The organism is Schaedlerella arabinosiphila (assembly GCF_003885045.1).
Lineage (GTDB): Bacteria > Bacillota > Clostridia > Lachnospirales > Lachnospiraceae > Schaedlerella > Schaedlerella arabinosiphila.
This window is the reverse complement of record NZ_RHJS01000002.1, coordinates 2,250,240-2,269,916: the sequence shown is the minus strand read 5'-3', so window position 1 is coordinate 2,269,916 and position 19,677 is coordinate 2,250,240. Positions and strand designations below refer to the sequence as shown.

17 protein-coding genes are annotated in these 19,677 nt (G+C 50.3%); 15 read left to right on the top strand and 2 right to left on the bottom strand.

Going from position 1 to position 19,677, the window contains the following annotated elements:
• Nucleotides 1-10 precede the first annotated feature (10 nt).
• From EBB54_RS11095 to EBB54_RS11080, 4 genes are all read left to right on the top strand, one after another.
• Complete coding sequence (locus EBB54_RS11095; protein ID WP_125127474.1) at nt 11-1,618, top strand: AAA-like domain-containing protein; 1,608 nt, start codon at nt 11-13, stop codon at nt 1,616-1,618.
• A gap of 17 nt (nt 1,619-1,635) precedes the next feature.
• Entirely contained in the window at nt 1,636-3,264 is a 1,629-nt protein-coding gene (locus EBB54_RS11090; RefSeq protein ID WP_125127473.1) for an AAA family ATPase, read from the top strand.
• A 133-nt stretch (nt 3,265-3,397) separates the two neighbouring features.
• The gene (locus EBB54_RS11085) at nt 3,398-4,381 is read left to right on the top strand and encodes a diaminopimelate dehydrogenase (RefSeq protein WP_125127472.1); all 984 of its coding nucleotides are present in this window, start codon (nt 3,398-3,400) and stop codon (nt 4,379-4,381) included.
• A gap of 54 nt (nt 4,382-4,435) precedes the next feature.
• Nucleotides 4,436-4,762, top strand: coding sequence for a cupin domain-containing protein (locus EBB54_RS11080; protein WP_004078687.1), 327 nt, complete (start codon nt 4,436-4,438; stop codon nt 4,760-4,762).
• 109 nt (nt 4,763-4,871) lie between these two features.
• Here the strand turns inward: EBB54_RS11080 and EBB54_RS11075 are convergent, their stop codons facing one another.
• On the bottom strand, nt 4,872-5,726 hold the full coding sequence (locus EBB54_RS11075) for a hypothetical protein (RefSeq protein WP_125127471.1): 855 nt from the start codon (nt 5,724-5,726) through the stop codon (nt 4,872-4,874).
• Between the two features lie 247 nt (nt 5,727-5,973).
• Here EBB54_RS11075 and galE point away from each other — a divergent pair, with 247 nt between their 5' ends.
• The 3 genes from galE to ilvC all read left to right on the top strand — a co-directional run bounded on the left by galE (nt 5,974) and on the right by ilvC (nt 8,840).
• Nucleotides 5,974-6,996, top strand: coding sequence for a UDP-glucose 4-epimerase GalE (gene galE, locus EBB54_RS11070; protein ID WP_125127470.1), 1,023 nt, complete (start codon nt 5,974-5,976; stop codon nt 6,994-6,996).
• 187 nt (nt 6,997-7,183) lie between these two features.
• A complete protein-coding gene (gene ilvN, locus EBB54_RS11065; protein WP_004078693.1) occupies nt 7,184-7,684 on the top strand; it encodes an acetolactate synthase small subunit in 501 nt (166 codons plus the stop codon).
• A 136-nt stretch (nt 7,685-7,820) separates the two neighbouring features.
• The gene (ilvC, locus tag EBB54_RS11060) at nt 7,821-8,840 is read left to right on the top strand and encodes a ketol-acid reductoisomerase (RefSeq protein ID WP_125127469.1); all 1,020 of its coding nucleotides are present in this window, start codon (nt 7,821-7,823) and stop codon (nt 8,838-8,840) included.
• Between the two features lie 142 nt (nt 8,841-8,982).
• Here ilvC and rpsT read toward each other — a convergent pair whose 3' ends face one another.
• Entirely contained in the window at nt 8,983-9,246 is a 264-nt protein-coding gene (rpsT, locus tag EBB54_RS11055) for a 30S ribosomal protein S20 (RefSeq protein ID WP_004078700.1), read from the bottom strand.
• 225 nt (nt 9,247-9,471) lie between these two features.
• On the opposite strand from rpsT, the gene gpr reads away from it, so the two are divergent.
• From gpr to EBB54_RS11015, 8 genes are all read left to right on the top strand, one after another.
• Nucleotides 9,472-10,449, top strand: coding sequence for a GPR endopeptidase (gpr, locus tag EBB54_RS11050; RefSeq protein WP_125127468.1), 978 nt, complete (start codon nt 9,472-9,474; stop codon nt 10,447-10,449).
• A gap of 114 nt (nt 10,450-10,563) precedes the next feature.
• Nucleotides 10,564-11,739, top strand: a complete 1,176-nt coding sequence (locus EBB54_RS11045; protein ID WP_004078705.1) for a stage II sporulation protein P — start codon at nt 10,564-10,566, stop codon at nt 11,737-11,739.
• 285 nt (nt 11,740-12,024) lie between these two features.
• Nucleotides 12,025-12,378, top strand: coding sequence for a metal-sensing transcriptional repressor (locus EBB54_RS11040; RefSeq protein WP_125127467.1), 354 nt, complete (start codon nt 12,025-12,027; stop codon nt 12,376-12,378).
• 31 nt (nt 12,379-12,409) lie between these two features.
• Nucleotides 12,410-15,025: a heavy metal translocating P-type ATPase gene (locus EBB54_RS11035; protein ID WP_125127466.1), complete on the top strand. Its 2,616-nt coding sequence runs from the start codon at nt 12,410-12,412 to the stop codon at nt 15,023-15,025.
• 235 nt (nt 15,026-15,260) lie between these two features.
• Nucleotides 15,261-15,716, top strand: coding sequence for a DUF1648 domain-containing protein (locus EBB54_RS11030; RefSeq protein ID WP_125127465.1), 456 nt, complete (start codon nt 15,261-15,263; stop codon nt 15,714-15,716).
• A gap of 44 nt (nt 15,717-15,760) precedes the next feature.
• Nucleotides 15,761-17,002: a HipA domain-containing protein gene (locus EBB54_RS11025; RefSeq protein ID WP_125127464.1), complete on the top strand. Its 1,242-nt coding sequence runs from the start codon at nt 15,761-15,763 to the stop codon at nt 17,000-17,002.
• A gap of 9 nt (nt 17,003-17,011) precedes the next feature.
• Entirely contained in the window at nt 17,012-17,281 is a 270-nt protein-coding gene (locus tag EBB54_RS11020; protein WP_125127463.1) for a hypothetical protein, read from the top strand.
• Nucleotides 17,282-17,695: 414 nt separating this feature from the next.
• Entirely contained in the window at nt 17,696-19,618 is a 1,923-nt protein-coding gene (locus tag EBB54_RS11015; protein ID WP_004078715.1) for a DNA gyrase/topoisomerase IV subunit B, read from the top strand.
• The last annotated feature ends 59 nt before the right edge of the window (nt 19,619-19,677 follow it).

Here is a 19,677-nt window from a genome sequence, read left to right as displayed (position 1 = left end):
GACGGCGGATATGGGGAAATTTTTTAATGTGAATGCAGCCTGTATGCAGGAATTGCATTATATGGTAGATATATCAGAGCAATTAGAGAAAATCAAATCCATGGTTGATGCAGGGCAGTATTTTACGATCAACCGTGCAAGGCAGTATGGAAAAACAACCACACTGAGGGCTCTGAGAAAGCTCCTGGAAAAGGACTATGTAGTGGTAAGCCTGGATTTTCAATTATTCGGCGAAGCAAAATTTAAAAATGAAAATATATTTTCGCTGTCATTTGGGCGATCTTTTCTGCGGGAACTGAGATACAGTCACGCAGATATAAAGAATGGATTTGCGGAAGCTTTGGAAACCTTAGATTCTGATGTGAAAGCAAGAAGAGAAGATTTTGAGCTGCAGGAATTATTTGAGGATTTAAGTGATCTTTGCAGAAGTCTCTCAAAAGGAATCATATTGATGATTGATGAAGTGGACAGCGCGGCGAATAACCAGGTGTTTATAGATTTTCTTGCGCAATTGCGCAGGTATTATATACAGCGGGACGAAAAGCCTTCATTTCAGTCTGTGATACTTGCCGGAGTATATGATATAAAAAATGTAAAACGAAAATTTGTTTCGGAAAAAGAGCATAAAGTGAACAGCCCTTGGAACATTGCGGCTGATTTTCTTGTTGATATGAGTTTTTCAACGCAGAATATTCAGGGAATGCTTCTGGAATATGAGGAAGACCATCACACAGGAATGGATACAGGCGAAGTAGCGTCTGTGATCTATGACTATACATCGGGATATCCGTATCTGGTCTCACGTATTTGCAAACTGATGGACGAACGTCTTGTGCCGGACGGCATATTTTCAGACGAAAAGGATGTGTGGACAAGAGACGGGATTTTAAAAGCCGTCAATATTTTGATATCGGAAAGGAATACATTATTTGATTCATTGATGGAGAAGCTGGATGCATATCCGCAGCTCAGAGATGTTTTGCATTTTATTTTGTTTCAGGGGAAGGACTTTTTTTACAATCCGGATGACGAAGCAATCAATATAGCCTGTATGTTTGGCTTCATAAAAGTAACAGACCAAAACAGGGTAGAGGTGGCGAATCGAATCTTTGAGACACGCATCTATAATTATTTTCTTTCGTTGCCAGAGAGCCAAAATTGCGGTATTTATACAAACGCTTTGCAGAATAAGAATCAATTCATCAAAAAAGGCCATTTGGATATGCGCCTGATTTTGGAAAAATTTGTCATGCATTTTGAGGAGTTATACGGAGATCAGAAGCAGGCATTTTATGAAGAGGATGGGAGACGATACTTTCTGCTTTATCTCCGGCCGATTATCAACGGAATAGGGAATTATTACATTGAATCCCGTACACGAAATATGGAACGCACGGATGTGATCATTGATTATCTTGGAGAGCAGACAGTGGTCGAACTCAAAATATGGCGCGGAAATGCATATAATAAAAGGGGGGAAGACCAACTGGCGGATTATCTGGAGTATTATCATCTGAATAAAGGATATATGCTTAGTTTTAACTTTAATAAGAAAAAAGAGACTGGTATAAAAGAGATAAAACTGGGAAATAAGCTGCTTATTGAGGCAGTTGTATAATTGGGAAAGGTAACGTTATGGGGATGTTTTTAAACAGCAGAAATTGTTTTGAAGATTACCGTGAAACGGTGTCGGATACGTATTTTGTTGATAAATCGGCATTGATCAGGGAGCTGATCCCTGCTTTGGAAAAGAAGAATCGCTATTTCTGTATTACAAGACCGCGCCGTTTTGGGAAAAGCGTGATGGCGAACATGGTGGGTGCATTTTTCGGAAAAGCAGCAGACAGCAGCGGCCTGTTTGCCGGCCTGCAGATTACGAAGGACAAAGAGGGGAATGATAATCAGGACTATCATAAGCATTTGAACCGGCATAATGTGATTTTTATTGATTTCAGCGAAATTCCCCGGGACTGTACGGATTACAGACAATATATTGACCGTATACAAAATGGGATCAACAATGATTTGGCACAGGCATATCCTGATTTTGAGATCCATACGGAAGATGCTGTATGGGACATCCTGTCAGATATTTTTCAAAAAACAGGGGATAAATTTATTTTTGTGATGGATGAATGGGATGCACTGTTCCATATGCCGTTCATTACTGAGGAAGCACGGAGAACATATCTGCTTTTTTTAAAGGCGCTGCTCAAGGGAAAAGTATATGTCGAACTGGCATATATGACCGGAGTGCTTCCGATTGCAAAATATTCCAGCGGTTCAGAATTGAATATGTTTCTGGAATATGATATGGTCACGAAAAAAAAATTCGGTGAGTATTTTGGCTTTCAGGAATGTGAGGTTGACAGGCTGTATCAGATTTATCAGGAAGAGACAGACAGACCGGGCATCACTCGGGAAGCTTTAAGGATCTGGTATGATGGATACTATACGGCGAGTGGGAAGCGGCTCTATAATCCGCGTTCTATCGTATGTGCCCTGACAGATGATGAACTGGCGAATTATTGGACCAGTTCCGGTCCGTATGATGAGATTTTTTATTATATCCGCAACAATATAGAATCGGTCCGGGAGGACCTTGTTTTTATGATCGCGGGGGAAGGGGTTCAGGCAGAGGTTCGTAATTATGCGGCGGTATCCATGGAGCTCAATACAAGGGATGAGATATACTCGGCTATGGTAGTTTATGGCCTTTTAACCTGTATAAATGGAAAAGTATATATTCCAAACCGGGAGATTATGGAACAATTCAAAAATCTGCTGATGTCCAAGGAATCTCTCGGATATGTCTATAATCTGGCGAAAGAATCCGAAAAAATGGTAAAGGCCACGCTTGCAGGCAATACCCAGATGATGGCGGAAATATTAAAATATGCACATGATACAGAATCACCGATTTTTTCTTACAACAGCGAAATCGAACTGTCAGCGGTCGTGAATCTGGTTTATCTGTCCGCACGGGATCAGTATCGCATGGAAAGGGAAGATAAAGCAGGGGAGGGGTATGTGGACTTCATCTTTTATCCCGAACAAAGAGCGGCAGACGCATTCATCCTGGAATTGAAAATAGACAGTACTCCGGAAGAGGCAATCCAGCAGATTAAGGATAAAAAATATGCCCTTAGATTCCAGGGAAAGACGGGAGAAAAGCCGAAGTATACGGGAAGAATACTGGCAGTGGGGATCAGCTATAGCAGAAAGACAAAGGAGCATTTCTGCAAAATAGAAGAGCTGCGGTAGGAAAACACCTTGCATAATATTCCATGAAAGTCTATAATAAAGAATGTCTAACGATTCAGAACAGCAGGACGCGGATCCGTCTGCTGTTCTCAATCGTTGCAGGCATATTTTATAGATAAAGGGGTAAATGCAGATGATAAAAATCGGTATTTTAGGCTACGGCAATCTGGGCAGGGGCGTGGAATGTGCCGTGAAGCAGAATCCGGATATGGAGCTGGCAGCAGTCTTTACCCGTAGGAATCCGGCGGATGTGAAGATTCTGACTGAAGGGGCTTCCATATGCAGCATATCCGAAGTGCCGGACTGGAAGGACAGGATCGACGTCATGATCCTGTGCGGCGGGAGCGCTACGGATCTGCCGGAGCAGACTCCGGCCTATGCGGAGCTTTTCCATGTGGTGGACAGCTTTGATACACATGCAAGGATTCCGGAGCATTTTGCCAATGTGGACAAGGCGTCAAAAAAAGGCGGAAAAGTGGGGATCATCTCCGTCGGCTGGGACCCCGGGATGTTTTCGCTGAACCGGCTGTATGCCAGTGCCGTCCTTCCGAAAGGGCAGGATTATACGTTCTGGGGAAAGGGCGTCAGCCAGGGGCATTCCGACGCCGTCCGCAGAGTCGAAGGCGTGAAGGACGCGAAGCAGTACACGGTTCCTGTGGATGCTGCTCTGGAAGCAGTGAGAAAGGGAGACAATCCAACGCTGTCCACCCGCCAGAAGCACACCAGGGAATGCTTCGTGGTTCTGGAAGAAGGGGCGGACGCGGCGAAGGTGGAGAAAGAGATCAAAACCATGCCGAATTATTTTGCGGATTATGACACAACGGTGCATTTTATCAGCCAGGAAGAACTGGATCGAGACCACGGCGGGATTCCCCACGGCGGCTTTGTGCTGTACAGCGGAAAGACCGGATGGGAGGAGGAGAACAGCCACCTCATCGAATACAGGCTGAAGCTGGATTCCAATCCGGAGTTTACGGCCAGCGTCCTTGCGGCATATGCCAGGGCAGCGTACCGGCTCGGCGCAGAGGGCGTGAGCGGCTGCAAAACCGTGTTTGACATTGCACCGGCTTATCTGAGCCAAAAGGACGGGGAAACATTGCGGGCATCACTGCTGTAGCAGCCTGCCGCGGGGCTTTGGCTGTTAAGCGAGAGGAAAAGGAGGAGCGAAAGAATGACAATTGAACGTGTAGAGAATATGGCCGGAGGAGAAGGCCATGTGATCATCAAAAAGATCTTAGGTGAGAAGGAACTCAACGGAAAATGCAGGCTTTATGCGGAGGTAACTCTGGAGAAGGGCTGTACTTTGGGATACCACATGCACCATAACGAAAGCGAGACCTATTATATCCTTTCCGGGGAAGGGGAGTATGACGACAACGGAACCACCCGTCCGGTAAAAGCGGGGGATGTGACGTTTACGCCGGACGGCTGCGGACACGGACTGAAAAATACGGGGCTGGAGGATCTGGTATTTATGGCCCTGATCATTCTGGACTGACAGTCAGGCAGTCATCAACAATATAGATAGGGCCCTTTGGGACAATGGAAAAAGCCGCCGCACCTGCCTTGAGGATGCGGCGTTTTTTTCTATCGGGAAACAGAACCGTTTATAAGCTGTATTTCCGGAACAGGCAGGAGATCACGCCTGCGGCGCACAGCCCGAACAGGATGTTGTGCATGGAGCCGAAGACATCCAGCGCCCCCCGGATGCCGTGAAGAAATTCCAGCCGCTCCGGAATCCAGTTGTTGACGAGGAATGCCCCGTAGGAGCAGATGTATATAAAAAAGAAGGAGAACATCCCGCGGCCCACATCCTCTTTATAGTATCCGGTTTCATCGTATACGCGCACCCTTGTCATGGCCCAGAGTGCGGAGAACAGTTCAAAGAGTATGAAAAATGCTGCTACGGCAAAATAGGATGCCAGCACCAGGGTATAATTCTGGGAGACCACCGCATTTTCAATATCGCCGTAGGGCGCGCTTCCCCGGAGAAAGTTGTATGCCATGAATCCGGTGATGGCCAGGATCAGGATCACGGACAGGTTTCGAAACAGGGACTGGGAGATCCGGTACACGGTCCTCCCGCCCTTTTTGATGGGCGCGGCGATGGGGGTCTGGCTGCTCCGCCTGCGCCTGCTCCGGGGAGGCCGGTCAGAATCCCTGTAATCACTGCGGCGGCTGTTTCTTCGGCCGCCTGGAGGCCGGTCGTAATCCTCGTCATAATCTGCATCGACGTCGTCGTAATACCCGTCATAGCCGTCGTCCGGATTGTCGATGGACAGGTCGTAAGGGCCGCCGCTTCTGACTCTGGGCATGGGCTGGGTCATGGTCTCGGTTCTTGCGCTCCTGCGGGGAACGTCCTCCGATTCCGGATCAACTTTATATTTAGAGGAAATGTCTTCTTCATAGGTAACTTCAAAATCATCACTAAATTCGTAGGCGCTTTTTTTGGAAGGCCGCATTGGATCACTCCTTTTCTAATGGTTTCCGGAAACCCGCATCCCCGGCAAAGAGATCGGATCATAGGGCAGACGCAGGTTCCAATGGTTTATATATTAAATCTTTTTTCCGGCAAAATCAAGCGTCCCGGGCGAAGTACCGTAAAGTTTTGAAACTGTTCATTCGGGAAGCATTGACCTGAGGGGCGGATAGACGTATAATAAAAGCGCAGTAATTCAGAAATCTATAAAACAGAAAAGGAGTGGAATCATGGCAATTTTAGTAGCAGGAGGAGCAGGATACATCGGAAGCCATACATGCGTGGAGCTCTTGAACAGAGGTTATGAAGTTGTAGTCGTTGACAACCTTTACAATTCCAGCGAAGTCGCTTTGGACCGTGTAAAGGAGATTACAGGAAAGTCATTGAAATTCTACAAAGGAGATATATTGAGCCGGGAGGATCTGGAGCAGATTTTTGAAAAAGAAGAGATCGAGGCTGTGATCAATTTCGCGGGACTTAAAGCAGTCGGAGAATCTGTGGCAAAGCCCTGGGAATACTATCATAATAATATCAGCGGAACTTTAATTCTGTGCGATGTGATGAGGAAGCACGGCTGCAAGAACATGATCTTCAGCTCTTCCGCAACGGTATACGGCGATCCGGCCGAGATTCCGATTACGGAAGCCTGCCCCAAGGGACAGATCACCAATCCATATGGACAGACCAAGGGGATGCTGGAACAGATCCTGACAGACTTGCACGTAGGAGATCCGGAGTGGAACGTGATGCTGCTCCGTTACTTCAATCCCATCGGCGCCCATGAGTCGGGACGGATCGGGGAAGACCCGAAGGGAATCCCCAACAATCTGGTGCCCTATATCGCCCAGGTTGCGGTGGGCAAGCTGAACTGCCTGGGGGTATTCGGGGACGACTATGATACCCACGACGGAACCGGAGTCCGGGATTACATCCACGTGGTGGATCTGGCAGTGGGCCATGTAAAGGCCATTGAGAGGATGCGGACAGAGGAAGGCAAGGGCGTTCACATCTACAATCTTGGGACAGGCGTCGGCTACAGCGTGCTGGATGTAGTGAAGGCATACGAAAAAGCCTGCGGCAAGGAGATCCCCTATGAGATCAAACCCCGCCGTGCAGGGGACATCGCGATGTGCTACTGCGATGCATCGAAGGCGAAGGAAGAGCTGGGCTGGGTTGCAGAGTGCGGCGTAGAGGAGATGTGCGCGGATTCCTGGAGATGGCAGTCCAACAATCCGGACGGATACAGAAGCTGATGGATTTCTGATTAAAAAATTTTTTTATATATTGACAAGCGTTTCCAAACTTGTTATTATAGAAAAACAGAACGCACTCTGTTTTTCGTGAGAGTATTCGAAAATGTTCAGAATGTCATAGGGGCGTCTCATTTCCGGGGGCCCCTATGACAGGCCGGGCATTCTGATTGAGAAAGTGAGATAATGTATGAGAAGACAGGTATATTCTCTGCTGGTAGACAACAATCCGGGCGTCCTGAGCAGGATCGCGGGATTGTTCAGCCGGCGGGGCTACAGTATTGACAGCATAACGGCGGGGATGACGGCGGATTCGAGGTTTACCCGGATTACGGTCGTATCATCGGGAGACGAGCTGATCCTTTCCCAGATCGAGAAGCAGGTACGCAAGCTGGAGGATGTCCGGGAGATCAAGCTGCTCAAGGACGATGAGGCGGTGTACCGGGAGCTGATCATGGTGAAGGTACGTGCGGATGCGAAGCAGCGGCCGGAGGTGCTCTCAATCGCAGATATCTTCCGGGCGAAGATTGTGGATGTGGAACGGGAGTCCATGATGATTGAGCTGACCGGGGACCAGTCCAAGCTGGAGGCATTTTTAAACCTGCTGGACGGATATGAGATACTGGAGCTTGCGAGGACCGGGATCACCGGGTTGTCCAGAGGGATCAAGGACGTTACATATCTGGTGTAAAGGCAGTGCCGGACGGGGTTCATCGGACTGCGCGCCGTGCTGCGCCGGGAGGGCGAAAGCCCGTATTACTGGATAGCTAAAGGCTGTATTAGCTTTTAACTGATATATAAAATCACGAGCAGGAGGAAATTTGAAAATGTCAGCAAAAATTTATTATCAGGAAGACTGCAATCTTTCTATGCTGGAAGGAAAGACCATTGCCATCATCGGATACGGAAGCCAGGGACATGCCCATGCCCTGAATCTGAAGGAATCCGGATGCAATGTCATCATCGGGCTTTATGAGGGAAGCAGATCCTGGTCAAAGGCAGTAGAGCAGGGATTTGAAGTGTTTACCGCGGCGGAGGCTGCGAAGAAGGCGGATATCATCATGATCCTGATCAATGATGAGAAGCAGGCTTCCATGTATAAGAAGGACATTGAGCCGAATCTGGAAGAAGGGAATATGCTCATGTTCGCACACGGATTCAACATCCATTTCGGACAGATTGTTCCGCCGAAGAACGTGGACGTAACCATGATCGCTCCGAAGGGACCGGGGCATACGGTAAGAAGCGAATACCAGGTTGGAAAAGGGGTTCCCTGTCTGGTTGCGGTAGAGCAGGATGCTACCGGAAAGGCATTGGACAAGGCGCTTGCATATGCGGCAGGCATCGGCGGAGCAAGAGCCGGCGTACTGGAGACCACATTCCGGACAGAGACGGAGACAGACCTGTTCGGCGAGCAGGCAGTGCTCTGCGGCGGTGTGTGCGCATTGATGCAGGCAGGCTTTGAGACATTGGTAGAGGCGGGATATGACGCGAGAAATGCATACTTCGAATGTATCCATGAGATGAAGCTGATCGTGGATCTGATCTACCAGTCCGGTTTCGCAGGAATGAGATATTCCATTTCCAATACGGCGGAGTACGGCGATTATATCACTGGCCCGAAGATCATCACAGAGGAGACCAAGAAGACGATGAAGAAGATCCTGGCAGATATCCAGAGCGGCGCATTTGCGAAGGACTTTTTGCTGGATATGTCTGAGGCGGGCGGACAGGCTCACTTCAAGGCAATGCGGAAGCTGGCTTCGGAGCATCCGTCAGAGAAGATCGGGGAAGAGATCCGCAAACTCTACAGTTGGAGCGACGAGGACAAGCTGATCAACAACTAATGATACAGGAATATGCGAAAGGTCTGCCGGAGGCGGCCTTTTTGCATACTCTGAGAAAATTCGAAGAAGTTTTCATAAAGACAAAAAAGACATACGCCATGACGGCAGCGTATGTCTTTTATCTTTTCACTCAATATCTATCTTAAGCAATGCCGTTGACAGCCTTGGTCAGACGGGAGATCTTTCTGGAAACGGTGTTCTTGTGATATACACCCTTTGTCCCAGCTTTTGTAATCTCAACGATAGCAGCCTTTAAAGCTGTCTTAGCTGTCTCAGCGTCCTTCTGGTCGATTGCAGTCTCTACTTTCTTGACAGCAGTCTTTACTTTGGACTTGATCGCTTTGTTTCTGGCAGCCTTAGTCTCGTTTACCAAAATTCTCTTCTTCGCAGATTTAATATTAGCCAACCTGTACACCTCCAAATCACAATATATTCAAAATGCAGTATAATAACAGACAAATCACAAAATCTGCCTGTCAATGCCCCGTTGGATTCGGACACGGACGTTCCAATCGGATGCACCCATTTATTTTATGCTAACTGTCAAAAGTTGTCAATACATATTTCTCAAAATATTGTAAAAACTACTCATTATTCACAGTAATTAAACTAAGTAGAGTGAGGGATAAACATGCTGGAAAAATATAGTGTGCGTACAGATCTTGCGCTGGAAGAGAAGGAACGGTTTGAATCGGACAATGTGGAGATATCCGGAGTGGTATTGGAGGAAGAATACGACAAGGAACGGGAGATCCGGATCACCCGTGTCAAGGTGGAGACAGAAAACGGGGCAAAGACCATGGGGAAGCCGGTGGGCGTCTATCTGACCATGGAAGCCCCCAATATGGCGGTGCCCGATGAGGATTACCACCGGGAGGTATCGGTAAAGCTTTCCGGCTATATCCAGGAGCTGATCGAAGGGAGGTCTCTGGATACGGACGATTTGTCCGTGCTTGTGGTGGGTCTGGGAAACCGGCAGGTGACGCCGGATGCGCTGGGGCCCTATGTGGCGGACAACCTGTGCGTGACCCGGCATATTGTGAAGGAATACGGAAAATACGCCATGGGGATGGAGCATGCCCGCCTGGTCAGCGCCATTGTACCCGGCGTGATGGGGCAGACCGGAATGGAGACGCTGGAAATCGTAAAAGGGGTGGTGGAAGAGACGAAGCCCGACCTAGTGATCGCCATTGACGCCCTGGCGGCGAGAAACACCCGAAGGCTGAACAGGACCATACAGATCGCGGACACGGGCATCCACCCAGGCTCGGGAGTGGGAAACCACCGGAACGGGCTGACCAAAGAGTCGGTGGGGGTTCCTGTCATCGGGATCGGCGTGCCCACCGTGGTAGACGCGGCCACCATTGCCAATGACACCATGGAAAACCTGATCGACGCGCTGGAGTCTTCAGACATACTCAAAGGCGTGGGAGACGTTCTGCGGACTTACAACAGCGCGGAAAAATATGAACTGGTGAAAGAACTTATTTCTCCGCATCTCAACGGCATGTTTGTGACCCCAAAGGATGAGGACGAGCTGGTGAAACAGATCAGCTATACGATTTCCGAAGCATTGAATATGCTTTTCACGAATAAAGAGGAGGGGTAAAGAATAAGGTAAAAGGAGGGGCCGTTACCGTTCATGACGCCTTGTATCTGGCTGCAGGGCGTCCGGCCGGAAAAACAGCGGTCAGCCACCTGGTCCCTCATTAAAGGAGGGCCTATGGAAAAAGAACGATGGAGCCGGGGGATCGCGGCAGTGCTGCTGTGCCTGGCTTTTACATATATCATGATAGACACCGCAGGGAGTACAGGCATAGGGTGGGGGTACCGATGGCAGAGGGCGCTCTTTGAGAGTACGGAGCAGATGTATCTGCCGGGGGCGGTCTATGCGGCCCGGGAAGAAAACAAGCCTGCGGCACAGTGGCTTTTAGAAAAGGCATTTGACTGGATTCCGCTGATGGAATATCTGGATACGAAGATCCAGTACAGGACGGCCATGGAGGATGAGGAGACCATTGCCAAAATATTGGAAAACCAGGCCGACGACGGGCATTTTGTAGATCAGAACGGAAACCCGGTGGGGGACACGGAGGTGGTGGAGGACGTGGTGCCGGCCCAGGGCCAGCCGGTTCTCGACATGTCCATCGAAAAGCTGCGGGATTTTGACTACCTTCTGGGCAATTTTTATACCGTAGACAGCTCCACCATGATCGGGCCGGAACAGCTCAACGCGGATGACCTGCTGGGTAGGAGCATGAAGATCAACACAGAGACACAGGGACCCAAGGTGCTGGTTTTTCATACCCATTCCCAGGAAGAATTTGCCGATTCCACACCCGGAGACCCGTCCACAAGCATCATCGGGATCGGGGAATATCTGGTACAGCTTCTCAACGCCAAGGGGATCAGCACGATCCACGATACCGGGGTCTATGATATCATCAACGGACAGTTGGACAGAAGCAATGCCTATGAAAACGCGGAGGCGTCCATCCGCCCGATCCTGGAGGCCAATCCCACGGTGGAGGTGGTCATCGACCTGCACCGGGACGGCGTGGCGGAGGGAACCCATCTGGTGACGGAGGTGGACGGGAAGCCCACGGCAAAGATCATGTATTTTAACGGGCTGAGCCGGACGCGGACCAACGGGGACATTGAATACCTGTACAATCCGTTTATCCAGGATAACCTGGCGTTCTCCCTCCAGATGCAGCTTGCGTCGGAGAGCATGTATCCGGGCTTCGCGCGGCATATCTACCTGCGTGGATACCGGTACAACCTGCATCTGATGCCCAAGTCCCTTCTGATCGAGGCCGGGGCCCAGACCAATACGGTGGAGGAAATGCGCAATGCCATGGAGGTGCTGGCGGAGACGCTGCACCAGGTTCTGCTGTGAAGCACGGATTTTACGAATGAATGAGGTGGGTTGGATGCTCAAAGAGCATCCAACCGTACAGGTGGAATTTTTTTTGAAAAAAGACTTGCAATATACCCTGTGGGGGTATATAATGTGACTTAACACAGATAAGAAGACAGCGGGCATAGAAAATGCCGTGCAAAAATGTTGAGAAGAAACAAATGGCAAATATCCGTGCAGGCACGGCCGCCTGGTTCGCTGCTTTGCGGGAAGAAATCCATCGGTTTTCACAGATGGGAACGAACGTACAGAGAAGAGGTTTATATGGAAAAAGAATATGCAGAAGACGGGTTTACAGAGGAGAAGGGCGTATGCAGCCATGAGGGGAAGGAGTGCTGCCAGAAGACAAAGGAGAGGTCCGATAAAGAATACCGGGATCTGGTCAACCGCCTGAACCGGATTGAGGGCCAGGTAAGGGGATTGAAGCGGATGCTGGAAAGCGACGCCTACTGCACGGATATTCTGGTGCAGGTATCGGCGGTAAACGCGGCGCTGAACAGTTTTAACAAGGTGCTTTTAGCGAACCACATCCGAACCTGCGTGGCGGAGGATATCCGCGCAGGGAAGGACGAGACCATCGACGAGCTGGTGGCGACGCTTCAGAAGCTGATGAGATAGAAATTTATATTTGCAGAAGAGGAGGGAAACAATGGAACAATATACAGTAACCGGAATGAGCTGCGCAGCCTGCAGCGCAAGAGTGGAAAAAGCCGTGGACGGCCTGCCCGGGGTACAGTCCTGTTCAGTGAGCCTGCTGACCAATTCCATGGGTGTGGAAGGAACGGCTTCGCCGTCGGATGTGATCGCGGCGGTGGAAGCAGCGGGATACGGCGCGGCGCTGAAGGGGGCAGAGACGAAGGCGCCGGGGGCAGCCAAAGCCGCGGCGGAGGAAGAATTTTTGAAGGACCATGAGACCCCGGTTTTGAAGCAGAGGCTGGTGTCCTCCCTGGTATTTCTTGTTCCCCTGATGTATCTGTCCATGGGACATATGATGTGGAACTGGCCGGTTCCCGGATTTCTGGCAGGCAACCACGTGGCCATGGGGCTGATACAGCTTTTGTTTACAGGGATCATCATGGTCATCAACCAGAAGTTTTTTATCGGCGGTTTCCGGGGGCTGCTCCACCGGGCGCCCAACATGGACACGCTGGTTGCGCTTGGGGCGGGGGCGGCGTTTGTGTACAGCACCTACGCGCTGTTTGCCATGACGGATGCCCAGATGCGGATGGATCAGGCAGGGGTCATGTCCTACATGCATGAATTTTATTTCGAATCGGCTGCCATGATCCTGACGCTGATCACGGTCGGAAAGATGCTGGAGGCGCGTTCCAAAGGGAAGACCACAGACGCGCTGAAAAACCTCATGAAGCTGGCGCCGAAAACGGCGGTGGTTCTGCGGGACGGGGCGGAGACAGAAGTTTCCATCGACCAGGTGCAAAAAGGGGATCTCTTTGTGGTCCGCCCGGGGGAGAATATCCCGGTGGACGGCGTGGTTTTGGAAGGCAGCAGCGCAGTCAATGAATCGGCGTTGACAGGAGAGAGCATTCCTGTGGATAAGGCGGAAGGAGACGGGGTATCGGCGGCCACACTGAACCAGTCCGGCTTTTTGAAATGCCAGGCCACACGGGTAGGGGAGGACACCACCCTTTCCCAGATCATCCAGATGGTCAGCGACGCGGCGGCTACGAAAGCGCCCATTGCCAAGGTGGCGGACAAGGTTTCCGGGGTATTTGTCCCTGCGGTGATTGTGATCGCACTGTTAACGACCCTGGTGTGGCTGATCGCGGGAGAGGGAATCGGATTTGCGCTGGCAAGGGGCATCTCGGTGCTGGTGATCAGTTGTCCCTGTGCGTTGGGGCTGGCGACCCCGGTTGCCATCATGGTGGGAAATGGCGTGGGGGCCAGAAACGGAATCATGTTCAAGACCGCCGTTTCCCTGGAAGAGACCGGGAAGATGGAGATCGTGGCGCTGGATAAGACGGGAACCATCACAAAAGGGGAGCCGAAGGTGACAGACCTCATACCAGCAGAAGGGATTTCCAAGACCGGGCTTTTGGAACTGGCGTACTCTCTGGAGCAAAAGAGCGAGCATCCCCTTGCAAGGGCGATACTGGCCGAGGCGGAAGAAAGAGGGCTTAAGGCATTACAAGTCAGCGATTTTGAAGCGCTTCCCGGCAACGGACTCTCGGCAGTGCTTCAGCATGTTGACGGGGAGAAAAATGGAGACGGCGCAAAAAGCGGACAGGACAGAACGTCCGGGGAGGCCGATCTGCAGAAGGATGAAACAAAGGGATGTGTTTTGAAGGGCGGAAACCTGAATTTTATCGGGCAGTACGCGGAGGTCACAGATTCCATGCGGCGCCAGGCGGAGCATCTGGCTGAGGAAGGAAAAACCCCGTTGTTTTTCAGCAGGAACGGGCAGCTTGCAGGGATCATCGCGGTGGCGGACGTGATCAAGGAGGACAGCCCGCGGGCCATCAAAGAGCTGCAGAATATGGGTATCCGGGTGGTGATGCTGACAGGAGATAACGAACGCACCGCAAGGGCCATCGGCAGACAGGCAGGGGTGGATGAAGTGATCGCAGGCGTGCTTCCGGACGGAAAGGAAAGCGTGATCCGCTCCCTGAAAGGAAAGGGAAAAACGGCAATGGTAGGGGACGGCATCAACGACGCGCCGGCGCTGACCAGGGCCGACATGGGAATCGCAATCGGGGCGGGTACGGATATCGCAATCGACGCGGCGGATGTGGTATTGATGAAGAGCCGCTTAAGCGATGTGCCTGCAGCCATCCGGCTGAGCCGGGCGGCGCTGAAAAACATCCACGAAAACCTGTTCTGGGCATTTTTCTACAATGTCATCGGGATTCCGCTGGCAGCAGGGATATGGTTCCCTGTATTCGGGCTGAAACTGAACCCCATGTTCGGGGCGGCGGCGATGAGCCTGTCCAGCTTCTGCGTGGTGACAAACGCACTGCGGCTGAACTGGTTTAAAATACATGATACAAGAAAAGATAAAAAAGTCAGATCAAAAAGAAAACAGGAGGTAACAGCAATGGAAAGGACAATGAAGATTGAAGGGATGATGTGCGGCCACTGTGAGGCAGCAGTGAAGAAGTGTCTGGAAGCACTGCCGGAGGTGGATGCGGCACAGGTCAGCCATGAAGCGGGGACAGCCGTGGTGACACTGAATGCGGAGATCGCCAATGATGTGCTGAAAAAGGCGGTTGAGGATCAGGATTATAAGGTGTTGGAAATCAACGGTTAGGCGCAGGGGGGCGAAAAGCCCTCCTTCTTTGGTGCAGGGAGATCTGTCTTACAGGAACGAAGTATTGCGTTTTGCAAAATGAAGTTTATAATAGAAGAAAAGGGCAGGCAATCAATTTGCTGCGCAAATTGGTTACAAAATAAACAAGGAATCGTGCGCATGAAAATCGCTTCGCGATAGCGCCCGAGCAGGCAATCAATTTGCTGCGCAAATTGGTTACAGGGAGGTGCAGGAAATGAAAATAAAAACAAAATTCGGCATGGCAATACAAGTCTTATGTATCCTGTGTCTGGTTGGGACCACGCTGTTTATATTGATCTGCTGGAATAAAATACCAAAGGAGATTCCGTCCCATTATAACATGGCCGGAGAAGCAGACGCTATGTCAGGAAAAGGATTTTTGTTTTTCCCGCTGATCATGAACTGGCTGATGTTCCTGGGGATCTCCGTGCTGGAGCAATTTCCGCAGGCATGGAATACCGGAGTGAAGATTACCCGGCAAAACCGGGAGAGGGTTTACCGGACTCTGTATCATATGATCGTCTGCCTTAAGCTTTCTGTGGTATTGATTTTTTCCTTTCTGACCGTCTGGCATGGAGCGTATCTGCCGTTCTGGTTTTTCCCGGTATCCATGGCCGCGGCGTTTGGGCCGATGGTATTTTTCATGATCCGGCTGTGGAGGGTAAAGTAGAGGGAGGTACATAAAAGCCGGCGTATTCGTACAGGAGGGGATTCATGAGGCGGAATAAAAATGGTGATAATGAAAAACAGGTGATCCGTTCAGGTATTTATGTTCTGAAACACAAGGACCTGGACGTGGCAATGGTTCAGATAGACAGACGATCCGGGAAGATAGAATATGTGCTGGATGTATATTTGCCGGAAGAACTCCCGTTGGGAGTGGGGGATGCCGGAAACCAGATTGCCGAATGGTGGGCGCTGCGTGCGGTACCGGATTCGCGCAAGGGGATTCATCAGGTTCTGCATTTTCTCGGAGAGGAAACGAGTCTTTCTTTGATGCTGTCGGCGTACGGATTGAGCCTTACGGATCACTACTGGATGCAGCCCATCGGGGAAGAATTGTATTGGAATGAACTGAATTTTTTTGACAATGATTTTTCAGATGAATTGGGGAAAATTATGACGGAATCCGGGAAGATCGACATGGAGTCCCATATATCCAAATTTTCTCCGGCTTCTTCTGTCAATGGGGAGATGAAAAAGAAATGGGTAATCATGGAAGATACCCGTTATCTGATGAAAGTCAATTTCAATGACTACGGGCAGCAGTCAGTGAATGAAATGATCGCATGCAGAATGCATGAAAGGCTGGGGTGGGATAATTATGTCTCCTATCGGCTGGAAAAGATTCTTGCCGAAGGGCGGGAATATCCCTGCTCTTTGAATCCGCTGTTTACTTCCCATAAGCGTGAATTTGTATCTGCCTATCAACTGGTGAAGGATTACAAAGTGCCGAATACGGATTCCAAATTTGAGGCGGTGATCAGCCGGGCGGTTCAATTCGGAATGGAAGAGGCGGTTGTTCGGAGGCAATTGGAATATACGATTATGACAGATTTTCTTCTGAGCAATACGGACAGGCATTTTAACAATCTGGGATTTTTGTATGATCCGATGGAGCATCGCCTGGTTGCTGCGGCCCCCATTTTTGATACGGGAAATGCGTTGTTTTACAATCTGGAGGTGATTCCATCCGGGCGCCGCCTTCTGGACATCCAGGTAAATTCTTTTTGCCGGCGGGAAGCTGACATGCTCCGGTACGTAAAGCAGGCAGAACTGGTCAGATTAGAATGTCTTGAAGGATTTCCGGAGGAAGCGGAACAGATGCTGAGGGAGTATACGGATATGCCGGATATACGGGCATCCCAAATTGCGCGTACGATCCGCGGGAAGATGGAGTATCTGGAACTTTTTCAGCATGGAAAGAAAATATGGAAAAAGGAAACATATTGGTAGGACTTCTGTATGGAAAGAAAAAAGATTGAAATGTGCCGGGAAGGGGATCGGCTGATCATTGGAGAGTCCCCGAAATTAATTGTGAATCTTGACAGCCAGGAAAACTATATTCAGGTTGAGGGAAGGCTTCGCCCCTACTACAGGGAAGTGGCGCTGAGCAAGGATTTGCTGGAAGGAAAGCGGGCAAATGTGCTGGAGAGCGCGTTGAACTATTATTATGACCAGGCATGCCGGATTGCGGAAGGGATGCTGGTTGCCGAGGCGTACCGAAAAAAATAAAACATGTCAGGAAAGGCTTTTGACGGCGGCGAAAACCCCATCAAAAGCCTTTGTTGCTGAAAACAGCTTGAAAATCTTTTAAATATTGATATAATAGGAATTGCGCTGATGCGCAAGCAGGTCATCAATTTTTTTGCAAAAAATTGGTGACAAAATATAATAGGAATTGCGCTGATGCGCAAGCAGGTCATCAATTTTCTAGCGAAAATTGGTGACAAAATATAATAGGAATTGCACTGATGCGCAAGCAGGTCATCAATTTTTTTGCAAAAAATTGGTGACAAAATATAATAAGAATTGCGCTGATGCGCAAGCAGGTCATCAATTTTCTGGCGAAAATTGGTGACAAATTATAATCAGTAATTTCGTAAAAAAGAAGGAGCATATTTTTATAGATGGAAAAGGAGAGTCTTTATGAGTAAACAGAATACATACGATGCGGACAGCATCGCGGTATTGGAAGGGCTGGAGGCGGTCAGGAAGCGGCCGGGCATGTATATCGGCAGTGTGTCCACCAAAGGACTAAACCATCTGATCTATGAGATCGTGGACAACGCGGTGGACGAGCATCTGGCCGGTTTCTGCTCGGAGATCCATGTGACGCTGGAAAAAGACGGTTCCGCCACGGTGGAGGACAACGGCCGGGGCGTGCCGGTAGGGATGCATCAGAAAGGGGTTTCCGCTGCGCGTCTGGTCTACACCACGCTGCACGCGGGAGGAAAATTTGACGATTCCGTCTATAAGACAAGCGGCGGTCTCCACGGGGTCGGTTCCTCCGTGGTGAACGCGCTTTCCAACCATATGGACGTGTGGATCAGCCGGGAAGGGGCCATCCATCACGACCGGTACGAAAAAGGGATTCCGGTGATCGAACTGGAGGACGGCCTGCTGCCGGTTGTGGGAAAGACGAGAAAGACCGGCACGAAGATCAATTTTCTGCCGGACGATACCATCTTTGAGAAGACCCGCTTCCGGGCGGAGGAGGTCAAGAGCAGGATGCACGAGACCGCCTATCTGAATCCAAAGCTTACCATCGTATTTGACGACAAACGGCTGGAAGCTCCGGAGCACGTGGTATTTCATGAGCCCGACGGGATCATGGGATTTATCAGGGAACTGAACGAGAAAAAAGAGGCGCTGCACGAGCCCATCTATTTTAAGGGAGAATCGGAGGGCATTGAAGTGGAAGCGGCGCTGCAGTACGTCAATGAATTTCATGAAAATGTGCTGGGCTTCTGCAACAATATTTTCAACTCGGAGGGCGGAACTCATCTGACCGGATTCAAGACCACCTTCACGACGGTGATGAACCAGTACGCGAGGGAACTGGGAATCCTCAAAGACAAGGACGCAAACTTTACCGGGGCGGATATCCGCAACGGCATGACGGCCATCGTATCCATCAAGCACCCGGACCCCCGGTTCGAGGGCCAGACCAAGACCAAGCTGGACAACCCGGACGCGGCGAAGGCGGCTGGAAAGGTGACCGGGGACGAGATCGTCCTGTATTTTGACCGGAACTTAGAGACGTTAAAGACTGTGCTCTCCAGCGCGGAGAAGGCGGCCAAGATCCGCAAGACCGAGGAGAAAGCCAAGACCAATCTGCTGACCAAGCAGAAATATTCCTTTGACAGCAACGGAAAGCTGGCCAACTGCGAAAGCCGGGACCCGAAAAAATGTGAGATCTTCATCGTGGAGGGAGATTCCGCCGGAGGTTCCGCCAAAACCGCAAGAGACCGGAATTACCAGGCCATCCTGCCGATCCGCGGCAAGATTCTGAACGTGGAAAAAGCCAGCATCGACAAGGTGCTTGCGAATGCGGAGATCAAGACCATGATCAATGCCTTCGGATGCGGATTTTCGGAAGGCTACGGCAATGATTTCGATATCTCGAAGCTGCGCTATGACAAGATCATCATTATGGCGGATGCGGATGTGGACGGGGCGCACATTTCCACCCTGCTTCTGACGCTGTTTTACCGGTTCATGCCGGAGCTGATTTATGAAGGACATGTATACATTGCCATGCCCCCGCTGTATAAGGCCATGCCGAAAAAAGGGGAGGAAGAGTATCTCTACGATGACGCGGCGCTGGAGAAGTACCGGAAAACCCATGACGGCGCGTTTACCCTCCAGAGGTACAAGGGACTGGGGGAGATGGACGCCCAGCAGCTGTGGGAGACCACCCTGGATCCGGAAAACCGGCTTTTGAAGCTGGTGGAGATCGAGGACGCCAGGATGGCATCCGGCGTTACGGAGATGCTGATGGGAACCGAGGTACCGCCGAGACGGGCATTTATCTATGAAAATGCGACGGAAGCGGAGCTGGACATTTAGGATTGGAGTAGCTTTTCAGAGGAGGATTAGGTGCGTATCTGCCAGGAAACGAAACAGAT

Excerpts from the sequence above, each read along its gene's own strand:
- EBB54_RS11095 (WP_125127474.1), top strand. The coding sequence starts at position 11 with ATGGGGAAATTTTTTAATGTGAATGCAGCCTGTATGCAGGAATTGCAT.
- EBB54_RS11090 (WP_125127473.1), top strand. The coding sequence starts at position 1,636 with ATGGGGATGTTTTTAAACAGCAGAAATTGTTTTGAAGATTACCGTGAA.
- EBB54_RS11085 (WP_125127472.1), top strand. The coding sequence starts at position 3,398 with ATGATAAAAATCGGTATTTTAGGCTACGGCAATCTGGGCAGGGGCGTG.
- EBB54_RS11080 (WP_004078687.1), top strand. The coding sequence starts at position 4,436 with ATGACAATTGAACGTGTAGAGAATATGGCCGGAGGAGAAGGCCATGTG.
- EBB54_RS11075 (WP_125127471.1), bottom strand. The coding sequence starts at position 5,726 with ATGCGGCCTTCCAAAAAAAGCGCCTACGAATTTAGTGATGATTTTGAA.
- galE (WP_125127470.1), top strand. The coding sequence starts at position 5,974 with ATGGCAATTTTAGTAGCAGGAGGAGCAGGATACATCGGAAGCCATACA.
- ilvN (WP_004078693.1), top strand. The coding sequence starts at position 7,184 with ATGAGAAGACAGGTATATTCTCTGCTGGTAGACAACAATCCGGGCGTC.
- ilvC (WP_125127469.1), top strand. The coding sequence starts at position 7,821 with ATGTCAGCAAAAATTTATTATCAGGAAGACTGCAATCTTTCTATGCTG.
- gpr (WP_125127468.1), top strand. The coding sequence starts at position 9,472 with ATGCTGGAAAAATATAGTGTGCGTACAGATCTTGCGCTGGAAGAGAAG.
- EBB54_RS11045 (WP_004078705.1), top strand. The coding sequence starts at position 10,564 with ATGGAAAAAGAACGATGGAGCCGGGGGATCGCGGCAGTGCTGCTGTGC.
- EBB54_RS11040 (WP_125127467.1), top strand. The coding sequence starts at position 12,025 with ATGGAAAAAGAATATGCAGAAGACGGGTTTACAGAGGAGAAGGGCGTA.
- EBB54_RS11035 (WP_125127466.1), top strand. The coding sequence starts at position 12,410 with ATGGAACAATATACAGTAACCGGAATGAGCTGCGCAGCCTGCAGCGCA.
- EBB54_RS11030 (WP_125127465.1), top strand. The coding sequence starts at position 15,261 with ATGAAAATAAAAACAAAATTCGGCATGGCAATACAAGTCTTATGTATC.
- EBB54_RS11025 (WP_125127464.1), top strand. The coding sequence starts at position 15,761 with ATGAGGCGGAATAAAAATGGTGATAATGAAAAACAGGTGATCCGTTCA.
- EBB54_RS11020 (WP_125127463.1), top strand. The coding sequence starts at position 17,012 with ATGGAAAGAAAAAAGATTGAAATGTGCCGGGAAGGGGATCGGCTGATC.
- EBB54_RS11015 (WP_004078715.1), top strand. The coding sequence starts at position 17,696 with ATGAGTAAACAGAATACATACGATGCGGACAGCATCGCGGTATTGGAA.